This is a genomic window from Brevundimonas vancanneytii, from assembly GCF_901421975.1.
Lineage (GTDB): Bacteria > Pseudomonadota > Alphaproteobacteria > Caulobacterales > Caulobacteraceae > Brevundimonas > Brevundimonas diminuta.
The window spans coordinates 896,670-921,141 of the sequence record NZ_LR588407.1 but is presented as its reverse complement, the minus strand read 5'-3'; the positions used below and the strand labels follow the sequence as shown (position 1 = coordinate 921,141).

The following is a 24,472-nucleotide window of genomic DNA, read 5'->3' as shown; positions in this document are numbered from 1 at the left end:
GCGCTCATTATTTTGAATATCGGCAATATTTAACCCAAAAAGGTTGACGCCGCCAACTATGGCGTCTTTTAGTCTGAAATGCGGCGCATCGTCCGCCATCGATAAAAATTCAGGCGACGGCGCGCTGCGCGACGGTCGCCGGCCATCAAACGACGCTCAATCGGAAGGGATGCCGAGGCGATGATCAAACACGGGGATGCCAAGCTCATGCGTTCAGTCCATGCACGTCGAAACATAAAGGCCGCCATGCTGGCCTCCACCGCCCTGCTCGCCGCCGGAACGGCGCACGCCCAGCAGACGCCGGCCAACGAACAGGCCACCCAGGTCGAAGACATCGTCGTCGTCGGCTCCCAGATTCGGGGCGCGAAGGTCACCGCCGCCCTGCCCGTCACGGTCGTGGGCGAGGAATTGATCCAGGCGACCGCCGCCACCTCGGGCGACGAACTGCTGCGCTCCATCCCCCAGATGGGCGATGTGACGTTCAACTCGGGGTATCTCCCGGCCTCGTCCAACTCGGCGCGCGGCGACACCGGCTCGGTGAACCTGCGCAACCTCGGCATCGGCAACACCCTGGTCCTGCTGAACGGCCGCAGGGTCGTGGGGCACCCGACGTCCCAGGCGAACGAGCACCTGGTCCCCGTCCTGACCTACAACACCAACGCCATTCCGGTGTCGGGCCTGAAGCGGCTTGAAGTCCTGCGCGACGGCGCGGCGGCCATCTACGGCGCCGATGCGGTGGCGGGCGTGGTCAACACGGTCCTGCGCGACGACATGAACGACTGGACCGTCTCCGCCCAGTACGGCGCCGCCGAGGGCACCGACATGTGGGAGAGCAATTTCTCCTTCTACGGCGGCAAGGACATCGCCGACGGACGCGGCAACCTGTCCCTGTTCTTCAACTACGACCGCCGCGACGAGCTTTCGACGCTGGATCAGGACTACACCGCCTCCGTGGACATCCGTTCTCTGTTCGCCGGAACGGGCTTCGAGAACGACACCACGCTGAACGGCGTCTCGTCGCTGACGCCCTGGGGCTATTTCCGCGTCGCGGACGGCGCCACCTCGATCGGCGGCGCGAACCGCTCGGCCTTCACCATCCAGCCCAACACCCTGTCCGGCTGCATCCGGCAGTTGGGCGACGGCTTGTGCATCAAGAACGGCACCACGGTTGACGCTGCCTTGCGCGCCGATACGGCCCAGGAAGACCTGACGGTCATTCCCCAGGTCGATCGTTTCAACCTGTTCCTGACCGGCCGCTACGAGATCAACGACAACGTCGAATTCTTCGGCGAGCTGGGCGGCTACTACGCCAAGTCCAAGGCGCGGCAGGCGCCGATCAACACCCTGTCGTCCGTGGTCATGACCATTCCGGGCACGAATTTCTACAATCCGACCGGCGAGGATCTGCTGCTCAGCGGCTATCGCTTCAACGACTTCGGTCCGATCGGCGTCGAGGTCACGAACAAGCAGTTCCGCGCCCTGGGCGGACTGCGCGGCGAATGGCGCGGCTGGAACTGGGAAACCGCCCTGGTTTGGTCCGAAGCGACGGCCGAGGACGTGTCGGACAACATCTCGACCACGCGCCTGTTCGAGTGGGCGTCCAAGTCCACGCCCGACGCCTACAACTTCTTCAACGGCGGCGACCCGACGCACCCCCGCTACGGCGACTCCACCCCGTCGAGCCAGGCGGCGCTGGACGCCATCGGCGTCGACATGGTCCGCAAGACCAAGACCGAACTGGGCATGTGGGACTTCAAGATCTCGCGGCCTGACCTCTTCACGCTGCCCGCCGGCCCGGTCGGCATGGCCGCCGGCGTCGAGGCCCGTACGGAGACCCAGCTGGACGACCGCGACAGCCGCATCGACGGCACGATCACCTATACCGACCGATCGGGCGCGACCTACAGCGACCTGATCAACTCATCGATGAACCCCGACACCTACGGCGAACGGGACGTGCTGTCGGCCTATATCGAGTTCGCCGCCCCGCTGGTCTCGCCGGAGATGGGCGTGCCCCTGGTCCACAACCTGGAGGTCCAGATCGCCGGCCGCTTCGAGAATTATTCCGACTTCGGCGACGTGGCCAAGCCCAAGTTCGCGGCGGCCTGGGACATCGTCGACGGGTTCCGCGTTCGCGGTTCGTGGGCCCAGGGTTTCCGCGCCCCGAACCTGGAACAGATCAACGCCACGATCATCACCCGCTCCAACACCAGCACCGACTGGGCCTATTGCGAGGCCCTGCTGCGTCGCGGCGCGCTGAGCAACATGAACCTGTGCGGCGGCAGCTTCACCCCGCCCTCCACCTTCCCCGACGCCGACGCCGTCAGCACGGCCCGGATCGCGCGCCTGACCGCCGAGCAACGCTCGGGCAATCCGGACCTGCAGCCCGAGGAGTCCGAGACCCTGTCCTTCGGCCTGGTGGTGCAGCCGCGCTTCATCCCGGCGGACTACGGCGACTTTACCTTCACCGCCGACTGGTGGCGGGTCGAGCAGACCGGCATGGTCGGCATCTTCCGCGGCCAGAACGCCATCACCCTGGACTATCTGCTGCGCAAGAGCGGCGGCTCGAACCCCAACGTGGTGCGCGCCGCCCCGACGCCCGAGGACATCCGCCTGTTCGCGGGCACCGGCCTCGCGCCCGCGGGCGAGATTCTCTACATCAAGGACGCCTACACCAATCAGCAGCCCCAGACCGTCGAAGGACTGGACCTGGGCGCCATGTGGAGCCTGCGCGGCACCCGCTACGGCGACTTCAACCTGAACCTGAACGTCTCGCACTTCCTGAAATACTATCTGGAGCCGTCACCGGGCGTTCAGGAGCTGATGGACGCGATGGACTCCGGGGACATCGATCCCGCAATCAACTTCTCGGGCAGCGCAGGCGATCTGCTTCGCGACTTCGGCCGCCCGGAATGGAAGTGGTCGCTGTCGGGAACCTGGCGCTATCAGAACATCACCGTCGGCGCCTTCACTCAGTACATCTCGTCGCTCTACGACGACTCCGTCACCAATGCGGCGAACGAGCCCTGGACCGTCGACGCCACCCTGACGGGTAATCTGTACGGCGAATATCAGTTCGAGGACGGCGGCCTTCTATCCGGCACGGCGGTCCGCGTCGGCGTGCGCAACATCACCGACGAACAACCGCCCCTGTCCAGCGGCGGCTATGTCGGCACCGTCTATCAGCCCTACGGTCGCTACTGGTACGCTAGCATCCGCAAGACCTTCTGACCGATCTCTGATCGTCCGGGGACGGCAGGCGGCGACGCCTTCCGTCCTCCCTTCTTTTTGTTCCCGGAGTACTCCATGAAGCCCGTTTCGATGCGCGCCCTCGCCCTCGCCGCCGCCCTGGCCGGCGTCGGCGTCCCCGCCCTGGCCGGCGAGCTGTCGCCCCAGGCCCAGCAGCAGATCGTCTCGACCGTCGACCGCAATCAGGCCGCCCTCGACCACGCCGCGCTCGAAATCTGGAAGTTCGCCGAGCTGGGCTATCAGGAGACCCAGAGCTCGGCCCTGCTGCAGGACCAGCTGCGCGACGCCGGCTTCACCGTCACGCCCGGCATCGCCAATGAGCCGACCGCCTTCCTGGCCAGCTTCAAGAACGGTTCCGGTCCGGTCATCGCGGTCCTGGCCGAATACGACGCCCTGCCCGGCCTGTCGCAGACCCTCAGCCCGATCCAGGAATCCGCGGGCGGCCATGCGGGCCACGGCTGCGGCCACAACCTGTTCGGCGCCGCCTCCATCCACGCCGCCATCGCGGTGAAGGACTGGATGGTCGCCAACAACATCAAGGGCGAGCTGCGCGTCTACGGCACCCCGGCCGAAGAAGGCGGTTCGGGCAAGGTCTACATGGTCCGCGACGGCCTGTTCGACGACGTGGACGTGTCGCTGCACTGGCACCCCGGCAATGTGAACTCGGCCCGCCAGGGCGACACCATGGCCAACGTCTCGGGCAAGTTCCGCTTCTACGGCACGGCGTCCCACGCCGCCGCCGCGCCGGACAAGGGCCGCTCCGCCCTGGACGGCGTCGAGGCCATGAACGCCATGGTCAACCTGATGCGCGAACACGTGCCCGACCGCACGCGCATCCACTACGCCATCACCGACGGCGGCAAGGCGCCGAACGTCGTCCCGGCCTACGCCGAGGCCTATTACTACGTCCGTCACAACAACCCGGAAATCGTCCGAGACGTGCTGGAGCGGGTGAAGCTGGCGGCCGACGGCGCGGCCCTGGGCACCGGCACCCGCGTCGAGTTCGAGGCCATCGGCGGCGTCTACTCCATGCTGCCGAACGAGGCCCTGATGCACGTCATGGACCGCAACCTGCGCCATGTCGGCGGCATCACCTGGACGGCCGAGGAAACCGCCCTGGCGTCGGAAATCCAGAAGACCCTGACCACCAAGCCCGACCTGGCCTCAGTCGGCCAGATCGAGGACGCCGTGATCGGCGGCGACTTCGGCGGCTCGACCGACGTCTCGGACGTGTCCTGGGTCACGCCGACGGTCGGCCTGTCGACGGCGACCTTCGTGCCGGGTTCGGCCGGTCACTCGTGGCAGAACGTGGTGGCGGCAGGCTCGACCATCGGCCTGAAGGGCGCCCATCTGGCGGCCAAGACCCTGGCCCTGACCACCGCCGAACTGTTCCAGAGCCCCGAGACGATCCAGGCCGCCAAGGCCGAATTCGAGCGCCGCCGCGGCCCTGACTTCCAATACCGCGCCCTGCTGGGCGACCGCGCCCCGGCGCTGAACTACCGCGACTAGAGCCGTCCGCTGCGCGATCCCTCCTCGTCTTGCTGCAGAGGGGTCGCGCAGCCCGCCTATCGCACCGCTCCAATCCCGGTAAAACACGGCGATTGACCGCGGCTGGACGCGATCAGCCCGCCGCCTCCCGTCCGTCCGCCATCATGAGCGTTCCACCGACGGCGCGGAGCGATTTCAGACGATTCAGACGAATTGGACTCTGTTTTTTCGGCGAGGCCGATCAGGCCTCCGCGCGTGACGCCGGGCGGCTCCTGACCGCCCGCGCGGGCTGCCCGGCGTGGATGTCGCGCCCGCGCCGCTCCACCTCCCGCAGGATCGCCGCCAGCTCCTTGTCGGTCAGATGCTCGATGCCGATGAAGGCCGCGTCGGCCTTCTTCACCGCATAGATCAGCTCATCCATCTTGGCGTGCATGGCGGCGGCGTCGCGGTTCTGGGTGTTCTGGATCAGGAAGACCATCAGGAAGGTGACGATGGTCGTGCCGGTGTTGATCACCAGTTGCCAGGTCTCGCTGTACCTGAACACCGGTCCCGTCACGGCCCAGATCAGCACCACCGCCAGGCAGACGATGAAGGTCCACGGCCGCCCCGCAAGCTTGGCCGTCGCGTTCGCCAGATGATTGAACAGCTTTTCCATTCCGGCGGAACGGCGGCCGCAGGGCCAGGTTCCGCCGGATCAGAGTTCGCCTCAGTCCGCCTTCTGCGGCGCCCGCGTTCCGATGGTGCGGTCCAGGAAGTCCAGATAGGTCCGCCACTGATGCAGCTGACGATCATTGCCCCGGATGCCGTGACGCTGGCCCGGATAGAGCATGGTCTCGAAGGGGATGCTCTTTTCCTGAAGGGCGTTCAAAACCCGCGTGGTGTTCTCGAAGATGACGTTGTCGTCGGCCATGCCGTGCATCAGCAGCAGACGCCCGGTCAGATTATCGAGGCGGTTCACCACGTCCGAGGCGGCGTAGCCGTCCACGTTCGCCTGCGGCGTCGACATGTACCGTTCGGTATAGGCGGTGTCGTACAGGCTCCACTCCGTCGGCGGCGCGCCCGCCAGGGCGGCGGCCAGCCCCATCTTCGGCTCGGTCAGCGCCATCAGGCTCATGAACCCGCCGTAGGACCAGCCCATCATGGCGATCCGGCTGTCGTCGACATAGGGCAGCGAGCGCAGATAGTCCGCGCCGATGACCTGATCCGCGATCTCCGGCTGGCCCATCTTCAGATAGAGAGCCTGTTTGAAGGCCGCCGAGCGATCGCCTTCGCCCCGGTTGTCCAGGCGGAAGACGATGTAACCGGCCTCGGTCAGCAACTGGGTCTTGGCCGGCTGCCAGGCGTTCTTTACCCCGCCGCCCGACGGGCCGCCATAGACTTCCATCACCACCGGATAGGTCTTCGACGGATCAAAGCCCGGCGGCGTCGTCATCTGCCACATCAGCGTCTCGCCGTGGCTCTGAAGGGTTCCGAAGGTCGGCTTCTGCTGACGCTCGGCATAGGGCCAGAAGGGGTGGCCGGGCTGAAGCCGGTTCTCCTCGATCCAGCGCACGCGCTGGCCGTTGATCGAATAGAGGGCCGACTGCGCCGGGGTGTTCACGTCGCTGTAGTTGCCGACATAGGCCGTGCCGGTGTTGTTGACCGATGCGCTCCACCAGCCGCCGCGCGGGTGACTTCCGTGGGGCTCAACGTCCGCTTGTAGCTGGCGCGGAACAGTTGCTGCTCGATCGGATATTCCTTGCCGTCGCGCATGGAGGCGGTGAAGAAGACCTCGCCCGTGTCCTGATTGACGCCGTCCAGCGCCTTGACCGGATAGTCGCCGCGCGTGATCGCCCGCAGGCGGCGGCCGTCCTTGTTGTAGAGATACAGGTGACGCCACCCGCTCTCCTCGCTGGACCAGATGAAGTTCCCGTCCTTGAGCGCCTTGAAGTCATGGGTGACGTTGACCCAGGCGTTCGAGGTCTGGCTGGCGATCACCCGGCTGGCGCCCGTGGCCGGATCGACGCTCAGCAGGTCCAGCCGCTTCTGGTCGCGCGACAGGCGTTGGACATAGGCGACCGAGCCGTCCGCCGCCCAGTTCACCCGGCCCAGATAGATGTCGGTGTCGGCGCCCAGGTCGACCTTGACCCGCTGACCGCTCTGCACGTCCTGGACATACAGCTCGACCACGGCGTTGGGCCGTCCGGCGCGTGGATAGCGCTGCGAGATGACCGAGGCCCCGCCGCCCGTGATGTCCAGGCGCGGAATGACGTCGACCGTGCTCTCGTCCGTGCGTTGCAGGGCGATGTAGCGTTCGTTCGGGCTCCACCAATAGCCGGTGTCGCGGTCCAGCTCTTCCTGGGCGATGAACTCGGCCGTGGCCCAGGTGATCAGATCCTTGCCGTCCGTGGTGATGGCCTGTTCGGCGCCCGTCTCCAGATTGACCAGGACCAGGTTTTGATCGCGCACGAAGCTGACGAAGGCGCCCTTGGGCGACACCTTGGCGTCGATCTCGTCGGCTGCCGTCTCGGTCAGGCGTCGCACCGAGCCGTCGGCGCGGTTGGCCCAGGAAGACGTCGCCCTCCAGCGGTGCCAGGATGTAGCCGCCCTGTTCGTCCCACGAATACTCGACCACGCCGCGCTGGGAGATCCGCATCCGCTCGCGCCGCGCCTTCTCGGCCTCGGACAGTTCGCCGGCGTCGGGGACCAGGGCGCGGGCGTCGATCAGCTTGAACGGCTCGCCCCCCTTCACCGGCGCGGCCCACAGGTCCAGCACGTCCACGTCATCCTCGCGCGAGCGCAGGAAGGCGACCAGTTCGCCGTCGGGCGACAGGCTAACGCCCTTGGCCACCGGCCCGGCCAGGGACGGATTGGCAAACACCCGCTCGACCGTCAGGATCGAGGACGCGGGCGCCGTGGCGGCGGGCGGAGCCGCGGGCTGCGGCGAGGATTGGGCGAAGGCCGAGGTCGCAGCCATCAGGATCGTCGAGGCGAGAAGAAAAGTGCGCATGGCGGTGAAGCTAGAGACGGAATCTTCCGTCGTCATCCGCAATTCGTCCTTCTCCCCTTGTGGGAGAAGGTGGGCCCGAAGGGCTCGGATGAGGGGTTTCTCCGACAGAGGCCAAAGCCGCGTGGTCGGAAAGGTCGCAAAAACCCCTCATCCGTCAGGCTTCGCCTGCCACCTTCTCCCGCAAGGGGAGAAGGGAGAAAAAGAGAGTTCAATTCATCTGAATCGTCTGAATCCCCTGCGGCTTGCGGCCGCATCTTCATGAGCCGGAACGCAGTATGACACAGTCGGACAGGCAGGCTGGCCGATTGTGATCCGCCCTTGTCGCAGAAGAGACGGAAGGATCGCCGCAGCGCCCTTTCGCAACCGCCCGCGACGGCCTAGGTAGTCGCCATGTCTGACGCCTCCCTCTCCGCGCCGCCCGTCAAGGCCAGTCCGTTTCATGAGTTGGAAGTCCTGTGGGTCCGCCACTGGAACGACCAGTTGTTCAGCTTCGGCGTCAAACGGCCCGAGGATTTCCGCTTCCGTTCGGGCGAATTCGTCATGATCGGCCTGCCGGGTCTGGACGGGGCCAAACCCGTGCTGCGCGCCTATTCCATCGCCTCGCCCTTCTGGGCCGAAGAGCTGGAGTTCTTCTCCATCAAGGTCGAGGACGGCCCACTGACCTCGCGCCTGCAGAAGATCGTCGCGGGCGACAGCGTCCTGATGGGCAAGAAGCCGACCGGCACCCTGGTGCTGGACGCCCTGACCGGGGGCGAGCGTCTGTGGCTGATCGGCACCGGCACGGGCCTGGCGCCCTGGCTGTCGGTCGCGCGCGACCCGGAGACCTATTCGCGCTTCAAGCAGGTCATCGTCTGCCACACGGTGCGCAACGTCGCCGACCTGGCCTATCGCGACTTCTTCAGCCACGAGATCCACGACGACCCGCTGATCGGCGATGAGGCCAAGGCCCAGCTGACCTATTACCCCACCGTGACCCGCGAGCGGTTCGAGACGCCGGGCCGCATCACCGACCGCATCAAGTCGGGCGACGTCTTCGCCGACCTGCAACTGCCCATCGGCTTCTCGCCCAACAGCGACCGCGTCATGCTGTGCGGCTCGATGGCCATGATCAAGGAGACCGGCGAACTGCTGGAATCCTACGGCCTGAAAGAAGGCTCGAACGCCGAACCCGGCGACTATGTTCTGGAGCGCGCCTTTGTCGGCTGACCTGATGACCGCCCCCCGCACCGTCGCCATCGACGACCGCAAGGCCCCGGAAGACTGCACCACCATGCTGGACGTGCGTCAGGGCGTGGACGCCCTTGACCGCGCCCTTGTGACCCTGCTGGCCGAGCGCCAGCGCTACATGGACGCCGCCGCCCGCATCAAGCCGAACCGCGACGCCGTCTTCGATCAGGCCCGTATCGACGACGTGGTGGCCAAGGTGCTGAAGGCGGCCGAACCCGCCGGCCTGTCGCCCGACATCGCTGAGCCGGTCTGGCGCCTGCTCATCGACCGCTGCATCGCCCACGAATTCGGAACCTGGGACAAGACGCGGGTCTGAACTTCCTTCTCCCCTTGCGGGAGAAGGTGGCAGGAGAAGCCTGACGGATGAGGGGTCACGCCCACGCATCCGTCAGTTCCACTCGACTATCGAGAAACCCCTCATCCGGCCCTGACGGGCCACCTTCTCCCGCAAGGGGAGAAGGACGCTCACATATTCAGCCCTTAAGGCTCTTCAACGCCAGTTCATGGCGATAGGCCGCCACATCGCCCAGGGCCGCATCCAGGGCCGTCTTCACCCGTTCCAGCCCGGCGGGCGCGGCCGCCTGCTCGCCGAACTCCACCTCTTCGCAGACCTGGGCCAAGGCCTTGGCCCCGATGCCCGCCCCGGCGCCGCGGATGGTGTGAACCGCGTCGCGCCAGCCCTCGCTGGACGCGTCCAGCATGGCCGACCACATGCGGGCCTGTTCGGCGAACAGGCCCAGCACCTCCTCCGTCACATCATCCATGCCCGCCGTCATGGCTTCGAGGACGGTGAAATCCACCGCCCCCGACAGGTCGCGTCTCGCCATCAGGCCTCAGCCTCTTCACCCTTGGCCAGGCGCGAGTTGCGCGACGACCAGATCAGGTAGACGGCCAGGCCGAACAGGTTCCACAGCAGGAAGTAGATCTGCGTCGAGCTCTTCAGGCTGAAGAAGAAGACGATGCAGCCGATGATGGCGATGCCGCCGACCAGCCACCACAGCGGCGCCTTGAACTTGCGCTCGCGGTTCGGCTCGCGCACGCGCAACACGATCAGGCTGACGCCCACGGCCATGAAGGCCATCAGGGTGCCGGCGTTGGCCAGCGACGCCAGTTCGTCCAGACGCATGATGCCGGCCAGGAAGGCCACGACGATGGCGGTGAACACCGTCACCACGGCCGGAACGCCGCGCTTGGAGATCTTGGCCAAACGGTTGGGCAGCAGGCCGTCGCGCGCCATGCCCAGGAAGATGCGGCTCTGACCGAACAGGAAGGCCAGCAGCACGGTCGGCAGGGCGATCACGGCGGCGGCGGCGATCCACTGGGCGGCGACGCCCTGGCCCAGGCCGCGCATGATGTGGGCCAGCGGCTCCGGGCTGTCGGCGAAGCTGGCGACCGGGGCGGCGCCGATCGCAGCGGCGGCGACGGCGATATAGAGGACGGTGCAGACCACCATCGAGCCGACGATGCCGATGGCCAGATCACGCTCGGGTTTCTTGGTCTCTTCAGCCGCCGTGGCGATGGCGTCGAAGCCGTAGAAGGCGAAGAAGATGATGGCGGCCGCCGCCATCACCCCCGTCTGCACGAAGGGCGCCCCGAAGCCGTGCGGCATGAAGGGGGTGAAGTTGGCCGTATCGAAGTGCGGCATGGCGATGGCCACGAACACCACCAGGGCGGCGATCTTCACGAACACCAGAATGGCGTTCAGCGTGGCGCTTTCCTTCGTGCCCAGCAGCAGCAGGCCGGTCACGATGGCGATGATGAAGATGGCCGGCAGGTTGATCAGCCCGCCCTCGACGTGCGGCCCCACGGTCAGGGCGAACGGCAGGTCGACGCCCAGCCCCGCCAGGAAGGGCACGGCGTAGCCGGACCAGCCGACGGCCACCGTCGACACCACCAGCGAATATTCCAGGATCAGGCTCCACCCCACGACCCAGGCGAAGATCTCGCCCAGCGCGGCGTAGGAATAGGTATAGGCGCTGCCCGAGGCGGGCATGATGGTCGACAACTCGGCGTATGCCAGGGCCGCGCAGGCGCACACCAGACCGGCCAGGGCGAAGCTGATCAGTACCGCCGGCCCCGCCAGTCCCGCCCCGACCCCGATCAGGGTCAGGATGCCGGTGCCGACGATGGCGCCGACGCCCAGGGCCATAAGGTGCGGCCAACCCAGGGTTTTCTTGAGCCCCGGCCCCGAATGCGGGGCCAGCATCGCGTCGATCGAGCGCCGACGGTTCCAGAACGCCATAATCTCTACTCCCCCTCGCCGCGTCTTTCCGGCGGCTGATTCAAGGCGCGACCTTAGCGCGCGATGCAATCGCGATAAAAGATGCATTTGACGCTTGCACCCGACACCGGTCCTGAGTAATAGGAGCGCCCTTCGCCGAGGCCATCAACGCCGCCGCGAAGGACCGGCGCCATACCAAGGGCGCAGACGACGGTACGGGTGATTAGCTCAGTTGGTAGAGCAGCTGACTCTTAATCAGCGGGTCCACAGTTCGAACCTGTGATCACCCACCATCGTCTCTCTCGAACAATCCAGACACACTCCCTTGCGGGGATAGGCGACCAAGCTTTCCGTGCCAGGTTGGCCGCCCCTGTCTGACGCCCTTTATCGCGTTCCGAAGAAGTAGCCTCGCCGATTCTCCGGCGGCATGCCGTTGATCGGGTAGTCGGCCGTCAGAACATTCTTGAAGCCGCAGTACTTCATCATGGCCACGACCGCCGCCCGGTTCGGGAGATAGAAGTTCGTCGGATCCTTGTTGAAATCCATGCCGTTCACGAAGAGCATGGTCGGATCGGGGTCGTCCGTCGGCATCAGCCAGCTCTCGATGATCAGGCATTCCTTCGTCACACGCGCCGCTCTCTCAATCACCGAGAGAGGATCACGCACATGGTAGATGACGCCTGACAGCAGGACGACATCAAACTCTCCGACCGCTTCGGGCGTTATCTGCATGGGGTCGATGTCCAAGTCCTCGACCTTGGAGCCCGTAGCCTCGCGCACCCACTTGAAGCCGTCCTGATTGCCCCAGCCCGGCCCGCTCCAACAAAAGTGGTCCGTCGCCAGCACCCGCGACGCGCCACGACGTTCAGCCTCAAAAGAAAAGAAGCCGTCCCAGGCGCCGATATCCAGGACCGTTTTCCCCTTCACCGGATAGCTGAAAATAGTCCCCGCCTCGGCGTTGCACATCTCGTGGGACTTGAAGCCGGGCGTAATCACCCCGTTTCCGACATCTATGGAATGAAACCAATTGATGTTCGCGGGAAGCTCGGGGTTCGCATGCTGCAGCATTTAGGCCTCACTAAAATAACGACGGTTATTGATGAGGGCGCCTGTCGAGGAAAGCAAGGCGCCCCCTTTGACGCTGATGCCGGGGCCGCCTTCTGCTAGAGACGACTCATGAGTCAGACTTCAGAACTCTCTACCTCCCACGGTCCGCTGACGGGCGTGCGCGTGCTGGATCTGTCGCGGGTGCTGGCCGGGCCCTGGGCGACGCAGACCCTGGCCGATCTGGGCGCCGAGGTCATCAAGATCGAGCGGCCGGGCGCGGGCGACGACACCCGCCACTGGGGGCCGCCCTTCACCACCACGGCCGATGGCCAACCGGGCGACGCCGCCTATTTCCTGTGCGCCAACCGGGGCAAGAAGTCGGTCGAGCTGGACATCGCCAGTCTTGAAGGCGCCGAGGCCGTGCGCCGCCTGGTTGCAACCTGCGACGTGGTGGTCGAGAACTTCAAGACCGGCGGGCTGAAGAAGTACGGCCTCGACTACGCCTCGCTGGCGGCGGTCAATCCGAAGCTGGTCTATTGCTCCATCACCGGCTTCGGCCAGGACGGGCCGGACGCGCACCGAGCGGGCTACGACTATATGATCCAGGCCATGGGCGGGCTGATGTCGATCACCGGCCAGCCGGACGGCGCGCCGGGCGCCGAGCCGATGAAGGTCGGGGTGGCGGTCGTGGACCTGTTCACCGGCCTGTACGCCTCCAACGCCATCCTAGCGGCCTTGTGGCACGCGCGGGCGACGGGCGAGGGCCAGCACGTCGACATCGCCCTGTTCGACGTCCAGGCGGCCATGCTGGCCAATCAGGCGACCAACTACTTCGTGTCGGGCAAGGCGCCGACGCGAATGGGCAACGCCCATCCCAATCTGGCCCCCTATCAGCCCTTCCCTTGCTCGGACGGCATGGTGATCATCGCCGTGGGCAACGACGGCCAGTTCCGCGCCCTGTGCGGCGCCCTGGTGCTGGAGATCGAGGATCGCTTCGCCACCAACGCCCTGCGCGTCGCCAACCGCGAGGCGTTGGGGCCGCTGATCGCCGCGAAGACGCAAGGCTTCACCATGCAGGGGCTGATGCAGGCGCTTGAGGCCGCGGGCGTGCCCTGCGGCCCGGTCAACACCATCGACCAGGTGTTCGAAGAGCCCCAGGCCATCCATCGCGGCCTGACCGTCGAGCAGACGCGGCCCGACCTGGCCGATCCCGTCCGCACCGTCGCTTCGCCCATCCGCCTGTCGAAGACGCCGGTGCGCTATGACGCCCCGCCGCCGAAACTGGGGCAGGATACGGAAGCGGTGTTGGGAGCGTTGAAGGCGGAGAGGTGACGCCTCCCCCCTCTCTCAAGCCCGAGAATGACGGCGAGGCAGGCATGAGCGCGGCGTTTGGCTCAGCTGACCTGCCGCTTCTCCAGCTTCCGCGCCAGGGTGCGGCGGTGCATTCCCAGGCGGCGCGCGGTTTCGGAGATGTTGAAGTCGGTCTCGGCCAGGACTTCGTGGATGCGCTCCCACTCCAGCGTCTTGATCGAGGTCGAACGCGCCGTCAGGGGCGCATCGGGATCGCCCGCCTCGCGGCCGAAGGCGGCTTCGATGGCGTCGGTGCCGGCGGGCTTGGCGAGGTAGTGCCGCGCGCCCAGCTTGATCGCCTCGACCGCCGTGGCGATGCTCGCGAAGCCCGTCAGCACCACGATCACCAGGTCGGGATCAAAGGCGTGCAGCGTCTGCACGCAGGTCAGGCCTGACGCCGTTCCCAGCTTCAGATCCACCACGGCGTAATCGGGATGGTGCGTCTTCAGCAGTTCGACCATCTGGTCGTGGCTGTGAGCCGAGACGACCTGATAGCCGCGCCGCTCGAACGACCGACGCAGGGTGCGCGAAAAGGACTCGTCGTCCTCGACGATCAGAAGCTGGCGGGGTTCGTCGTTCATCTCAGTCCCTCTTTCCAGGCCCCTCATTTCGGCGCCAGGGCGTCGATCGGCAAGGTCAGACGCACCATGGCGCCGGCAGCGCCGCCCTGCCCTTTGGGCCGATTCACAGCCACGACCGTCCCGCCCAGCTTGCGCATCACATTCACCAGCAGGAACAGCCCCAGGCCGGACCCCGCCCGCGCCTTGGTCGACTGATAGGGCTGGCCTAGCTTTTCCAGAATAGCTGAAGAAAAGCCCGGCCCATCGTCCTCGAAGGCGATGAACAACCCGCCCGCGTCGGCGGCGGCCCGCACCTCCAGGTTTCGCGCTCCGGCTTCATGAGCGTTGTCCAGAAGGGCGCTGAACACCTGCTTCAAGGCGGGGTCTACGATGATGGACGGATTGCCGGGCGCCGGGCCGTCCAGGGTCACGCGCATGGCCTCGCCCGACTTGTCGGACCATTCGGCGATGATCTCCTGCAGGAAGGCCTTCAAGGTGGTGACGGTCGGCGCCTCGCCCCGCGCCTCGCCCGCCGACATCAGGATGTTGGTGACGATGGATTTGCATCGCTCGACCTCGGCCTGCATCTGCTCGATGTCTTGCACCATATCCTCGTCGCGGTTCAGCGCGGGCATCCGCCGCCAGTCGCTGAGAATGACGGAGAGCGAGGCCAGGGGCGTGCCCAGTTCATGCGCCGCGCCTGACGCGAGCAGCCCCATGCGCACGATGTGGTCCTGTTCCGCCGCCTGCTGCCGGGCCTCGGCCAGATAGGCGTCGCGGGCGCGCACGTTCTGGCTGGTGCGGGTGACGAAGGCGACCAGCAGCACGGCGATCAGGATGAAGTTGATCAGGGCGCCCTGCTGGATCAGGCCCAGTCGCGCATCGGCCCCGGCGGGCAGGTCCAACGGCTGCCGCCAGATCGCCAGAAAGGCCAGGCAGGCCCCGGTCGCCAGCACGAAGCCCCAGGCGTAGGCCGGTCGCAGCAGCACCGCCGCCAGCACAACCTGCATCAAGTACAGGGCCGCAAACGGATTGGTCGCCCCGCCGCTAAAGTAGAGCAGCCAGCTCAACGCCGCCACGTCGACGCACAGGGCCAGCAGGATCTCCGGGTCGGTGACGACCTTGCGCCGCAGGGTGACGGGCGCGCTGACCAGGTTCATCACCGCCAGGGCCGTCGGCGCCAGCAGCAGCGGCCCTAGCGGCAGATGGATGCCTAGCCCCCAATGGACGATGACGATGGTCGCCACCTGCCCGATCACCGCCAGCCAGCGCAACTGGATCAGCAGCAGCATGTTGCGTCGCCCCGCCGCGCCCGGCGACACGGGAGTCTCGGCGTTGGCGTCCATGCCCATCAGGGTGCGGGCGAAGCGGCTCAGGGTCTGGGTCTGCATCAACGTCTTCCCAGCCTGCGACGCCGCTCCTCGCGCAGCCACAGCACCGCACCGCCCGCCGACATCAGCGCCAGGCCGAACCAGGTCAGGGCGTAGACCAGATGGCTGTTGGCGAACCGCACCACCGTCAACCCGCCGCGCGGCCAGCCGCCCGGATTGGGCGTCGCATCCGCGTCGATGAAATAGGGGGCGACCGGGCCGCTCAACTGCTTGGCCTCGGCGATCGCGGCCACGTCGCGCGAGAACCAGCGGTCGCCCGCCGGATCGTTGTCGCGCAGGAAGCCGCCCTTGGGCTCGCTGATCCGCAACAGGCCGGTGACGGACACCGGCCCCTCGCCCTGACCTTCGGCGCGGGTTTCGGGCGCGGCGCGCTCGGCCGGAACGAAGCCCCGATTGATCAGGACGGTGAAGCCGCGCGCGTCCGTCAGCGGCGTCACGACCCAGAAGCCCGCCCCCAGGTCCGTCACCGCCTTCACCCGCACCTCGCGGTCATGCGCGAAGCGGCCGCTGGCGATGACGCGGCGGTACTGGTCCGCCTCGCGCGTCACGGCGCCGAACCCTTCCGGTCCCGGCGCTGGAACGGGATCGGCATGGATGCGGCTGTCGACCTGGCGGATCAGTTCCTGCTTCCACGCCAGGCGCTGGACCTGCCAGACGCCCAGCGCCGAAAAGCCCGCGATCAGCACGGCGAACGCCGCCAGCCCCGCGACCAGTCGACGACGTGAAACCGGACCGGAAACCGGATCAGGGGCCGACGATGGCGTCAAACGGCGGTCTCCGCGGGCGAGAGGGCTCAGCCCATCCCCTGCATGTCGTGGACGGGCATCATGTTGGTGTTCAGGTGATACATGACCCAGACCGAACCGGCGACGGCGATGACCACGATCACCAGGGTGAAGATCAGCGCCAGCATGTTCCACCCGCCCTCGGACTTATGGTTCATGTGCAGGAAGAAGATCATGTGGACCACGATCTGCACCACGGCGAAGGCGGTGATGATCAGGCCCGTCAGCTGCGGCGCCAGCACCCCGGCCATGACCAGCCAGAACGGAATGGCGGTCAGCACGACCGACAGGCCGAACCCGATCAGATAGCCCTTGTAGGTGCCGTGATCGTGGTCGTCGCCGTGGTGATCGTCATGATGATCCACGGCGTGCTCATTGTGGGCTTCAGCGCTCATCGCAGCATCCCGAACAGATAGACGAAGGTGAAGACGCCGATCCAGATGACGTCGAGGAAGTGCCAGAACAGGCTCAGGCACATGAGGCGGCGCTTGTTGGCCTGGATCAGGCCCTTCTGACCTACCTGGATCATCAGGGTGACCAGCCAGATGACGCCGAAGGTGACGTGCAGGCCGTGCGTGCCCACCAGGATGAAGAAGGCCGACAGGAAGCCGCTGCGCTGGGGCGTGGCGCCCAGGTGGATCATGTGGGCGAACTCATAGAGCTCGATCCCCAGGAAGCACAGGCCGAACAGGCCCGTGACCGCCAGCCAGATCTGCGTCTGCGCCACCTTGTTCCGGTACATCGCCAGCATGGCGAAGCCGTAGGTGATCGACGAAAACAGCAGCATCGACGTGTTCACCGCCACCAGCGGCAGGTCGAACAGATCCTTAGGCGCCGGGCCGGCCGCATAGTTGCCGCCCAGCACGGCGTAGACGGCGAACAGGATCGCAAAGATGAGGCAGTCGCTCATCAGATACATCCAGAAGCCCAGCATGGTGCTGTGGCCTTCCGGGTGATGCGGTTCCTCTACCGGGTGGAAGATCGGCCGCCCGGCGTCGTCGACATAGTCGGGGTTGAGGGAAGGTGCGTGGCTCATCGGATCACCCTTGCGTCGCTGCTGCGGCCGCCAGGGCCTTGGTGCGCGCGTCCTCGGTCGCCTGAACCGTCTCGGCCGGGATGTAGTAGTCGCGCTTGTAGTTGAAGGTGTGGAAGATGGCGTAGGCGATCAGCGCCGCAAAGCTCGCGGCCGCCAGCCACCAGATGTACCAGATCAGGGCGAAGCCCACGATCAGCGACAGCGCCGACAGGATGAACCCCGCTCCGGTGTTGGACGGCATGTGGATCGGCTTGAAGCCGCCCGTCGGGCGCTCATAGCCGCGCGCCTTCATGTCCCACCAGGCGTCGCCGTCGTGAATGATCGGCGTCTTGGCGAAGTTGTAGTCCGGCGGCGGAGAGGATGTCGCCCACTCCAGGGTGCGGCCGTGCCAGGGGTCGCCCGTCTCGTCGCGCAGCTTGTCGCGGTTGATGATGCTGACAGCGAACTGGATCAGCATGGCCAGGATGCCGACGGCGATGATCGCCACGCCCACAGCGGCGATGATGAACCAGATCTGATAGGCCGGGTCGTCAAAGACCCGCATCCGCCGCGTCACGCCCATGAAGCCCAGGACGTACAGCGGCATGAAGGCCATCCAGAAGCCGACCACCCAGCACCAGAAGCTGACCAGCCCCCACTTCTTCTCCAGCTTGAAGCCGAAGGCCTTGGGCCACCAGTAGTTGATGGCGGCGAACAGGCCGAACAGCACCCCGCCGATGATGACGTTGTGGAAGTGGGCGATCAGGAACAGGGAGTTGTGCAGCACGAAGTCCGCCGGCGGCACCGCCAGCATGACGCCCGTCATCCCGCCGATCACGAAGGTCAGCATGAAGGCGACCGTCCACATCATCGGCAACTCGAAGCGGATGCGGCCGCGGTACATGGTGAACAGCCAGTTGAACAACTTCGCCCCTGTCGGGATCGAAATGATCATCGTCGTGATCCCGAAGAAGGAGTTCACGGACGCGCCCGAGCCCATGGTGAAGAAGTGGTGCAGCCACACCAGGTAGGACAGGATGGTGATGACCACCGTCGCATAGACCATCGAGGTGTAGCCGAAGAGCTTCTTACCCGAGAAGGTCGAGGTGACTTCGGAAAACACGCCGAACAGCGGCAGGATCAGGATGTAGACCTCAGGGTGGCCCCAGATCCAGATCAGGTTCACGTACATCATCGGGTTGCCGCCGAAGTCGTTCGTGAAGAAGTTGGTGCCGATGTAGCGGTCCGCCGACAGCAGGACCAGCGTCGCCGTCAGGATCGGGAAGGACGCCACGATCAGGACGTTGGCGCACAGCGACGTCCAGGTGAAGACCGGCATCTTCATCAGGCCCATGCCCGGCGCGCGCATCTTCACGATGGTGGCGATCAGGTTGATGCCGGACAGGGTGGTCCCTACCCCCGCGATCTGCAGCGCCCAGATATAATAGTCGACCCCGACCCCGGGGCTGTAGCCGATGCCCGACAGCGGCGGATAGGCCAGCCAGCCGGTGCGTGCGAACTCGCCGATGAACAGCGAGGCCATGACCAGCACAGCCCCCATCGTCGTCATCCAGAAGCTGAAGTTGTTCAGGAAGGGGAAGGAGACGTCCCGCGCCCCGATCTGCAACGGCACCAGATAGTTCATCAGGCCGGTGATCATGGGCATGGCCACGAAGAAGATCATGATCACGCCGTGGGCGGTGAAGATCTGGTCATAGTGGTGGGCGTTCAGATAGCCCTCGGACCCGCCGAAGGCCATGGCCTGCTGGATCCGCATCATGATGGCGTCGGCGAAACCGCGCAGGAACATGACCAGGCCCAGGATCATGTACATGATCCCGATCTTCTTGTGGTCCACGGTGGTGAACCACTCCTTCCAGAGATAGCCCCACAGCCTGTAGCGGGTGATCAGGGCCAGCATCCCCAGACCGCCGATGACGACGACGGCGAAGGTGGCGACCAGGATGGGCTCGTGGAACGGAAGCGAGTCCCAGTTCAACCGGCCCAGAAGCGGCGATGTTGTTTGTTCGACAGTCATGATCGTTCAGGCGCTCAGGATTGCGACGCGGCGGGCGCGGACGCCGTGGAAGGCGCGGAGAAGAGGGAGGCGAAACGCTCGTTCGGTTCGGACCGGCCGGGGCGTTCAAGCCCCTGCCCCATGACCCGGTTCAGCGGGGTGTCGCGGGCGACGTCCTCGCCGAAGGCCTGACGGCGGCGGGCGGCCTCGACGGCGGCGGCCTCGGCCTCCAGCGGGGTGCACAGCGTCATCACATAGGACTCGCCCGCACCGAAGACGGCGTCGCCGCGGCGGGCGTATTTGTCATAGACCAGCGGCAGGGTGTTCTTGACCGCCGCCAGGCCCAGACCGCCCTTGCGGTCGATGTCCATCATCTCGCCCATGCACATCTTGCCCGGCTCGACGCACATGTTGACCACGGCGTCGAACAGGCGGTCGTCGACCGAGGCGTAGTGGATGACCGGCACCTTCTCGCTGGGCTTCTCAAGCTCCAGATAGGTGTCGCGATCCAGCCCCTGACCGGCGGCGCGCACGCCCGCGACCCACTGGTCGAAGCCGGCCTGATCCAGACCGTGGAAGGCGAAGCGCATGTTCGAGAAGCCGTCGCCGGAATAGTTGGCCGAGAAGCCGACGTATTCGCCCGGGCGGTTGATGACGGCGTGCAGCTTCGTCTCCATGCCCGGCATGGCGTAGATCTGACCGGCCAGGGCGGGGATGTAGAAGGAGTTCATCACCCCGGTCGAGGTGATGTGGAAGCGGATCGGCCGATCAACCGGCGCGGCCAGTTCGTTCACCGTGGCGATGCCGTATTCGGGGTAGATGAACAGCCACTTCCAGTCCATGGCCACCACCTCGACCTGCAGCGGGCGGTGATCCTCGGCCACGGCCTGCCCCTCGGCGATGCGGTCCAGCGGGCGATAGGGGTCCAGAAGGTGCGTCCCGGCCCAGGTGATGGCGCCCAGGCAGATGATGATCAACAGCGGCGCGGCCCAGATCACCAGCTCCAGATGGGTCGAGTGATCCCAATCCGGCTCATACCGGGCTTCCTTGTTCGATTCCCGATACTTCCAGGCGAAGAAGACGGTCAGGATCATCACCGGAATGATGATGATCAACATCAGCACCACGGACATGACCAGCAGGTCGCGCTGCTGGGCGGCGATATCGCCGGCGGGCGCAAGGACCACGGCCTCGCAGCCGGGCAGCAGGGCCAGAAGAGGCAACAGCAACAGGGGGCGCAGTCGGCGCACGGCGGCTCCAGTCGAGGTTCGAGGCAAGGGCACGGTCATCTTGCAGGCCCCGTAACCCCGCCCCCGAACAGGCGACATTGGACAATCTGCCCTATCCCCTGTTCCGACCATCGGGAGCAAAGGGGCTGTTTCAACATTCTATTGTCGCGGGCGCGTGTGCGCCCCGGTTCCTGGAGCCTCATCGGTCATGAACGCAGCCAGCGGCGCGCCTTCTTCAGAGCCCCTCGAGCGGGACGCCAGCCGGATCAACGCGCGAGACGGCAAAATCGACGCGGGCGAAATCGCCATCGGCGTCATCATCGGCCGGACGTCGGAATTCTTCGACTTCTTCGTCTACGCCATCGCCTCGGTCGTGGTGTTTCCGCAACTGGTCTTCCCCTATGCGGGACCGCTGGGCGGGACGCTGTTGTCCTTCGCCGTCTTCGCCGTGGCCTTCATCGCCCGGCCGTTCGGCACCGCCCTGTTCATCGCCGTCGACCGACGCTTCGGGCGCGGGACCAAGCTGACCATCGCCCTGTTCCTGCTAGGCCTGTCGACGGTCTGCCTGGGCTTCTTGCCGGGACACGCGCAGGTCGGTCACTGGTCGGCCGCCATGCTGATCGCGCTGCGGATCGGTCAGGGCGTGGCCCTGGGCGGCGCCTGGGACGGCATGGCCTCGCTTCTGGCCGTCGCCGCGCCCGAGAAACGCCGCGGCTGGTACGCCATGGTACCGCAACTGGGCGCGCCCTTCGGCCTGATCGTGGCCAGCGCCCTGTTCGCCTATTTCCTCAGCAAGCTGTCGGCCGCCGACTTCATGGACTGGGGCTGGCGCTATCCCTTCTTCGTGGCCTTCGCCATCAACGTGGTAGCCCTGTTCGCGCGCCTGCGCATCGTGGTGACGCCCACCTTCCAGGCCGCCTTCAAGACGCTGGAGCTGCATCCCACGCCCGTGACCAAGGCCGTGCGCGAAGAAGGCGGAAGCATCGTCATCGGCGCCTTCGCCCCCCTGGCCAGCTTCGCCATGTTCCACATGGTGACGGTGTTCCCGCTGTCGTGGGTCTTCCTCTACACGGACGAGGCGCCCAGCCGCTTCCTGATGATCGAACTGATCGGCGCCGTCTTCGGCCTGATCGCCATCATGGCGTCGGGCTGGCTGGCTGATCGCTACGGTCGACGCGCCCTGCTGGCCGTCACGGCGGCGGGCATCGCCGCCTTCTCAGGCTTCGCGCCCCAGCTTCTGGACGGCGGCCCGGCGGGCGAGCTGACCTATATGATCCTGGGCTTCATCCTGCTGGGCCTGTCGTTCGGCCAGGCCTCGGGTTCGATCGCCTCCAGCTTCAGCCTGACCAACCGCTACACGGCCTCGGCCCTGACCTCGGATCTGGCCTGGCTGTTCGGCGCGGGCTTCGCCCCGCTGGCGGCCCTGGCGCTGTCGGGCAAGTTCGGCCTGGTTGCGGGCGGCGCCTATCTACTGTCGGGCGCCATCTGCACCCTGCTGGCCCTATGGCTGAACCGCGAACTGGCCAAGGGCCGCGCGGGCGCCAAGGCCTAGGGCTTTCTCTTCGTCCAATAGAGAAGGGGCGCGGCCGGCCGGTCGCGCCCCTTTTTGGTTGCGCTAGCGCTCGGCGCGCAGCGCCTCGCTGCTTGAGCGCAGATTGACGTATGTGTGTTCAGCCCTGCGCCTTGGCCTTGCGACGCCAGTGCGTCAGCAGGTGTTCAGTATAGCCGTTCGGCTGTTCCCTGCCCTTGAACACCAGATCGCAGGCCGCCTGCCACGCCGGGCCGTCATAGGCGGGCGCTAGAGGACGATAGGCCGGATCGCCCGCGTTCTGACGATCCACCACAACGGCCATGCGCTTCAGCGCCTCCATGACCTCATCCTCGGTCGTGAGGCCGTGACGCAGCCAGTTGGCCAGGTGCTGGCTGGAGATGCGCAGCGTCGCCCGGTCCTCCATCAGGCCCACATCGTGAATGTCCGGCACCTTGGAGCAGCCCACGCCCTGATCCACCCAGCGCACGACATAGCCGAGGATGCCCTGCGCATTGTTATCCAGCTCCTGCCGGATCTCGTCGGCGCTGGGCGTTCCGGTGGCGAACGGCGGGGTCAGCAGGGGCGTCAGGCCGGTCGGCGCGCGCTTGGCGATCTCGGCCTGACGCGCCCAGACGTCGACCTCATGATAGTGCAAGGCGTGCAGGGTCGCCGCCGTCGGCGACGGAACCCACGCCGTCGAGGCGCCCGCGCGCGGGTGGCCCGCCTTGGCCGCCAGCATGTCGCCCATGCGGTCGGGCGCCGCCCACATCCCCTTGCCGATCTGGGCCCGGCCCGACAGGCCCGCCTTCAGGCCGATGTCGACGTTGCGATCTTCATAGGCCTTGATCCAGCCGGTCTCGCGCACCGCCTCCTTGCGCACGACGGGACCGCCCTCCATCACCGTGTGGATCTCGTCGCCCGTGCGATCCAGGAAGCCGGTGTTGATGAAGACCACCCGGCCCTTGGCCGCCGCGATGCAGTTCATCAGATTGACGCTGGTGCGCCGCTCCTCGTCCATGATGCCCATTTTCAGCGTCAGGGCGGGCAGGCCCAGCATGGTCTCGACCGCGCCGAACAGGTCGTCGGCGAAGGCCACTTCATCCGCGCCGTGCATCTTGGGCCGCACCACATAGACCGAGCCCGCCGGACTGTTGCGCGCCTCTGCCGGACGGCGCAGGTCGTGCAGGCCGATCAGGCCGGTCATGGCGATGTCCAGCAGATGCTCGGGCGTCTCGCGCCCGTGGGCGTCCAGCACGGCGTCGGTCGTCAGGTGCAGGCCGACGTTGCGCACCAGCATCAGGCTGCGTCCCTTCAGCGCCAGCCGCGATCCATCGGGCGCCGTATAGACGCGGTCCGGGTTCAGCCGGCGCTCGACCGTGCGCCCGTCCTTCTGGAAATCGGCCTGAAGATCGCCGCGCATCAGGCCCAGCCAGTTGGCGTAGACCAGCCGCTTGTCCGCCGCGTCGACGGCGGCGACGCTGTCCTCGGCGTCGGCGATGGCCGACAGGGCCGCCTCGACCAGCACATCGGCGACGCCCGCCGGATCGTCCTTACCGATGCGGTGTGCGCGGTCGATGACGATCTCCAGATGCAGGCCGTTGTGGCGCAGCAGAACGCCCGACGGCGCATCGGCCTGGCCCGAATAACCCGCGAACACGTCCGCGCCCGCCAGCCCGGTCTCAAGCCCGCTGTCCAGCGTCACGATCAGGCGGCCATGCTCGACCCGATAGGCCGCGGCCTGAGCGTGCGATCCGGTCGCCAGCGGCGCCGCCTGATCCAGAAGGGCGCGGGCGCGGGCGATGACGCGGGCGCCGCGTTCGACGTCATAGCCGCCCGCCTTCGGCGCCTCGCCCAGCGCGTCCGTGCCGTAGAGGGCGTCATACAGGCTGCCCCAGCGCGCATTGGCGGCGTTCAGCAGGTAGCGGGCGTTGGTCAGGGGCACGACCAGTTGCGGCCCAGCCAGGGTCGCGATCTCGGGGTCGACGTTCGCCGTCTCGGCCCTCACGCCGTCGCGTTCAGGCTCGATATAGCCGATCTCCTGCAGATAGGCCTGATAGGCCGTCTGATCCGGCTGGCCCGGATAGGCGCGGTGCCAGTCGTCCAGCTTGTTCTGCAGCTGGTCGCGGCGTTCCAGCAGGTCGCGGTTGCGGCGGCTGAACTGAGCCAGCAGCCCCTCGACCCCGGCCCAGAAGCCTGCGGCGCTCACGCCCGTATCCGGCGTCGCCTGATCGCGCACGAAGGCGTCCAGTTCGGCGGCGACCTTCAGGCTGCCGTGGCGGACATAGGCGTCGGCGGGAGTCTTGGGGGCGTCGAACATGGCGGTCTCCTTCATCGCCCAGACTAGTCGCGTCCTGCCTCGCTATCCACGGCGAA

Annotated in this window: 18 protein-coding genes, 1 tRNA gene and 1 pseudogene; 7 read left to right on the top strand and 13 right to left on the bottom strand. The window is 66.4% G+C overall.

What is annotated here, in order from left to right; all coding sequences use genetic code 11:
- Positions 1-246 precede the first annotated feature (246 nt).
- Both FGL25_RS04530 and FGL25_RS04525 read left to right on the top strand, forming a co-directional pair.
- Positions 247-3,231 (top strand): TonB-dependent receptor plug domain-containing protein, encoded by a 2,985-nt coding sequence (locus FGL25_RS04530; RefSeq protein WP_354702786.1) that lies wholly within the window; start codon positions 247-249, stop codon positions 3,229-3,231.
- 75 nt (positions 3,232-3,306) lie between these two features.
- Positions 3,307-4,758, top strand: coding sequence for an amidohydrolase (locus tag FGL25_RS04525; RefSeq protein ID WP_197733800.1), 1,452 nt, complete (start codon positions 3,307-3,309; stop codon positions 4,756-4,758).
- A 220-nt stretch (positions 4,759-4,978) separates the two neighbouring features.
- Here the strand turns inward: FGL25_RS04525 and FGL25_RS04520 are convergent, their stop codons facing one another.
- Both FGL25_RS04520 and FGL25_RS18085 read right to left on the bottom strand, forming a co-directional pair.
- Complete coding sequence (locus FGL25_RS04520) at positions 4,979-5,392, bottom strand: low affinity iron permease family protein (protein WP_003165627.1); 414 nt, start codon at positions 5,390-5,392, stop codon at positions 4,979-4,981.
- Between the two features lie 51 nt (positions 5,393-5,443).
- Positions 5,444-7,726 (bottom strand): annotated as a pseudogene (locus tag FGL25_RS18085) (DPP IV N-terminal domain-containing protein).
- Between the two features lie 390 nt (positions 7,727-8,116).
- Here FGL25_RS18085 and FGL25_RS04510 point away from each other — a divergent pair.
- Positions 8,117-8,932, top strand: a complete 816-nt coding sequence (locus tag FGL25_RS04510) for a ferredoxin--NADP reductase (protein WP_076223869.1) — start codon at positions 8,117-8,119, stop codon at positions 8,930-8,932.
- A 4-nt stretch (positions 8,933-8,936) separates the two neighbouring features.
- Complete coding sequence (locus FGL25_RS04505; RefSeq protein ID WP_088411880.1) at positions 8,937-9,269, top strand: chorismate mutase; 333 nt, start codon at positions 8,937-8,939, stop codon at positions 9,267-9,269.
- Positions 9,270-9,426: 157 nt separating this feature from the next.
- Here the strand turns inward: FGL25_RS04505 and FGL25_RS04500 are convergent, their stop codons facing one another.
- Positions 9,427-9,780 (bottom strand): Hpt domain-containing protein, encoded by a 354-nt coding sequence (locus FGL25_RS04500; protein ID WP_046652031.1) that lies wholly within the window; start codon positions 9,778-9,780, stop codon positions 9,427-9,429.
- On the bottom strand, positions 9,780-11,195 hold the full coding sequence (locus FGL25_RS04495; RefSeq protein ID WP_138141065.1) for an amino acid permease: 1,416 nt from the start codon (positions 11,193-11,195) through the stop codon (positions 9,780-9,782). The genes FGL25_RS04500 and FGL25_RS04495 overlap by 1 nt, the downstream gene beginning before the upstream one ends.
- Before the next feature lie 196 nt (positions 11,196-11,391).
- On the opposite strand from FGL25_RS04495, the gene FGL25_RS04490 reads away from it, so the two are divergent.
- Positions 11,392-11,467: transfer RNA gene (locus FGL25_RS04490), tRNA-Lys, on the top strand.
- A gap of 91 nt (positions 11,468-11,558) precedes the next feature.
- Here the strand turns inward: FGL25_RS04490 and FGL25_RS04485 are convergent.
- On the bottom strand, positions 11,559-12,242 hold the full coding sequence (locus FGL25_RS04485; protein WP_138141064.1) for a class I SAM-dependent methyltransferase: 684 nt from the start codon (positions 12,240-12,242) through the stop codon (positions 11,559-11,561).
- A gap of 108 nt (positions 12,243-12,350) precedes the next feature.
- Between FGL25_RS04485 and FGL25_RS04480 the strand changes: the two genes are divergently transcribed.
- Positions 12,351-13,553: a CaiB/BaiF CoA transferase family protein gene (locus FGL25_RS04480; protein ID WP_138141063.1), complete on the top strand. Its 1,203-nt coding sequence runs from the start codon at positions 12,351-12,353 to the stop codon at positions 13,551-13,553.
- A 62-nt stretch (positions 13,554-13,615) separates the two neighbouring features.
- Here FGL25_RS04480 and FGL25_RS04475 read toward each other — a convergent pair whose 3' ends face one another.
- Genes FGL25_RS04475 through cyoA form a run of 7 tightly spaced genes read right to left on the bottom strand, consistent with a single transcriptional unit; the run spans position 13,616 to position 20,589 of the window.
- Positions 13,616-14,152, bottom strand: a complete 537-nt coding sequence (locus FGL25_RS04475) for a response regulator transcription factor (RefSeq protein ID WP_003165634.1) — start codon at positions 14,150-14,152, stop codon at positions 13,616-13,618.
- A 23-nt stretch (positions 14,153-14,175) separates the two neighbouring features.
- Positions 14,176-15,522, bottom strand: a complete 1,347-nt coding sequence (locus FGL25_RS04470; protein ID WP_003165635.1) for an ATP-binding protein — start codon at positions 15,520-15,522, stop codon at positions 14,176-14,178.
- The gene (locus tag FGL25_RS04465) at positions 15,522-16,289 is read right to left on the bottom strand and encodes an SURF1 family protein (protein ID WP_138141062.1); all 768 of its coding nucleotides are present in this window, start codon (positions 16,287-16,289) and stop codon (positions 15,522-15,524) included. Before FGL25_RS04465 ends, FGL25_RS04470 begins: the two co-directional genes overlap by 1 nt.
- Positions 16,290-16,315: 26 nt before the next feature.
- Positions 16,316-16,702, bottom strand: a complete 387-nt coding sequence (gene cyoD, locus FGL25_RS04460) for a cytochrome o ubiquinol oxidase subunit IV (RefSeq protein ID WP_003165637.1) — start codon at positions 16,700-16,702, stop codon at positions 16,316-16,318.
- Positions 16,699-17,343 (bottom strand): cytochrome o ubiquinol oxidase subunit III, encoded by a 645-nt coding sequence (gene cyoC, locus FGL25_RS04455; RefSeq protein ID WP_138141061.1) that lies wholly within the window; start codon positions 17,341-17,343, stop codon positions 16,699-16,701. The genes cyoD and cyoC overlap by 4 nt, the downstream gene beginning before the upstream one ends.
- A 4-nt stretch (positions 17,344-17,347) precedes the next feature.
- Positions 17,348-19,360 (bottom strand): cytochrome o ubiquinol oxidase subunit I, encoded by a 2,013-nt coding sequence (cyoB, locus tag FGL25_RS04450; protein WP_138141060.1) that lies wholly within the window; start codon positions 19,358-19,360, stop codon positions 17,348-17,350.
- A 14-nt stretch (positions 19,361-19,374) separates the two neighbouring features.
- Positions 19,375-20,589, bottom strand: coding sequence for a ubiquinol oxidase subunit II (gene cyoA, locus FGL25_RS04445; RefSeq protein WP_046653379.1), 1,215 nt, complete (start codon positions 20,587-20,589; stop codon positions 19,375-19,377).
- A 187-nt stretch (positions 20,590-20,776) separates the two neighbouring features.
- Here cyoA and FGL25_RS04440 point away from each other — a divergent pair, with 187 nt between their 5' ends.
- On the top strand, positions 20,777-22,120 hold the full coding sequence (locus FGL25_RS04440) for an MFS transporter (protein WP_003165642.1): 1,344 nt from the start codon (positions 20,777-20,779) through the stop codon (positions 22,118-22,120).
- A gap of 118 nt (positions 22,121-22,238) precedes the next feature.
- On the opposite strand, the gene FGL25_RS04435 is transcribed toward FGL25_RS04440, so the two are convergent.
- Positions 22,239-24,416, bottom strand: coding sequence for a malate synthase G (locus tag FGL25_RS04435; protein WP_138141059.1), 2,178 nt, complete (start codon positions 24,414-24,416; stop codon positions 22,239-22,241).
- Between the last annotated feature and the right edge of the window lie 56 nt (positions 24,417-24,472).

What these genes read in the sequence shown, in the direction of transcription:
- FGL25_RS04530 (WP_354702786.1), top strand. Translation starts at nt 247, where the DNA reads ATGCTGGCCTCCACCGCCCTGCTCGCCGCCGGAACGGCGCACGCCCAG.
- FGL25_RS04525 (WP_197733800.1), top strand. Translation starts at nt 3,307, where the DNA reads ATGAAGCCCGTTTCGATGCGCGCCCTCGCCCTCGCCGCCGCCCTGGCC.
- FGL25_RS04520 (WP_003165627.1), bottom strand. Translation starts at nt 5,392, where the DNA reads ATGGAAAAGCTGTTCAATCATCTGGCGAACGCGACGGCCAAGCTTGCG.
- FGL25_RS04510 (WP_076223869.1), top strand. Translation starts at nt 8,117, where the DNA reads ATGTCTGACGCCTCCCTCTCCGCGCCGCCCGTCAAGGCCAGTCCGTTT.
- FGL25_RS04505 (WP_088411880.1), top strand. Translation starts at nt 8,937, where the DNA reads ATGACCGCCCCCCGCACCGTCGCCATCGACGACCGCAAGGCCCCGGAA.
- FGL25_RS04500 (WP_046652031.1), bottom strand. Translation starts at nt 9,780, where the DNA reads ATGGCGAGACGCGACCTGTCGGGGGCGGTGGATTTCACCGTCCTCGAA.
- FGL25_RS04495 (WP_138141065.1), bottom strand. Translation starts at nt 11,195, where the DNA reads ATGGCGTTCTGGAACCGTCGGCGCTCGATCGACGCGATGCTGGCCCCG.
- FGL25_RS04485 (WP_138141064.1), bottom strand. Translation starts at nt 12,242, where the DNA reads ATGCTGCAGCATGCGAACCCCGAGCTTCCCGCGAACATCAATTGGTTT.
- FGL25_RS04480 (WP_138141063.1), top strand. Translation starts at nt 12,351, where the DNA reads ATGAGTCAGACTTCAGAACTCTCTACCTCCCACGGTCCGCTGACGGGC.
- FGL25_RS04475 (WP_003165634.1), bottom strand. Translation starts at nt 14,152, where the DNA reads ATGAACGACGAACCCCGCCAGCTTCTGATCGTCGAGGACGACGAGTCC.
- FGL25_RS04470 (WP_003165635.1), bottom strand. Translation starts at nt 15,522, where the DNA reads ATGCAGACCCAGACCCTGAGCCGCTTCGCCCGCACCCTGATGGGCATG.
- cyoD (WP_003165637.1), bottom strand. Translation starts at nt 16,702, where the DNA reads ATGAGCGCTGAAGCCCACAATGAGCACGCCGTGGATCATCATGACGAT.
- cyoC (WP_138141061.1), bottom strand. Translation starts at nt 17,343, where the DNA reads ATGAGCCACGCACCTTCCCTCAACCCCGACTATGTCGACGACGCCGGG.
- cyoB (WP_138141060.1), bottom strand. Translation starts at nt 19,360, where the DNA reads ATGACTGTCGAACAAACAACATCGCCGCTTCTGGGCCGGTTGAACTGG.
- FGL25_RS04440 (WP_003165642.1), top strand. Translation starts at nt 20,777, where the DNA reads ATGAACGCAGCCAGCGGCGCGCCTTCTTCAGAGCCCCTCGAGCGGGAC.
- FGL25_RS04435 (WP_138141059.1), bottom strand. Translation starts at nt 24,416, where the DNA reads ATGTTCGACGCCCCCAAGACTCCCGCCGACGCCTATGTCCGCCACGGC.